This is a genomic window from Streptococcus sp. GMD6S, from assembly GCF_000297015.1.
Genome location: NZ_AJRH01000352.1, coordinates 1 through 724 on the forward strand (window position 1 = coordinate 1; position 724 = coordinate 724).

Annotated in this window: 1 protein-coding gene; it reads right to left on the reverse strand. The window is 45.4% G+C overall.

Annotated features, from left to right (window positions below; all coding sequences use genetic code 11):
* A partial coding sequence (locus GMD6S_RS11560) for a class I tRNA ligase family protein (protein WP_000011799.1) occupies window positions 1–644 on the reverse strand: 644 nt, incomplete at its 3' end.
* Window positions 645–724 lie beyond the last annotated feature (80 nt).

Genomic DNA, 724 nt, shown 5'->3' on the forward strand with positions numbered 1-724 from the left:
GACTCTGGCCAATCCAACTCATCCAAGTCATTAAGCAAGCGCTCTGCATAGGCCGTGATTTTGAGCATCCATTGCCGCATCGGTTTGCGGACAACAGGATAGCCCCCACGCTCAGAAGTTCCATCAGGAAGCACTTCTTCATTGGCAATGGCTGTTCCTAGTTCCTCAACCCAGTTTACTGGTACTTCAGCTTCATAGGCCAAGCCTTTTTCATAAAGCTTGGTGAAGATCCACTGCGTCCACTTGTAGTAGTTTGGATCTGTTGTGTTGACTTCACGGTCCCAGTCGTAAGAGAAGCCAAGCGCATTAATTTGGCGTTTGAAGTTGGCAATATTTTCTGCTGTGAATTCTGCCGGGTCATTTCCTGTGTCCATAGCGTACTGCTCAGCTGGCAAACCAAAGGCATCCCATCCCATTGGGTGAAGAACGTTGTATCCTTGCGCACGTTTGTAACGGCTGAGGATATCGGTTGCTGTGTAACCTTCTGGGTGTCCTACGTGCAATCCAGCTCCTGAAGGATATGGGAACATGTCCAGAGCATAGAACTTCGGTTTTGAGACATCTGTTCCTGTCTTAAATGTATGATGTTTCGCCCAGTAGCCCTGCCACTTAGGCTCAATTTCTTTATGATTGTAAAAACTCATGCTATTTCTCCAATTTTATGATGTTACTATTATACCATTTTTGGGGGAATTTGAAAGACGAGAAATGTTCTTTTAGACTT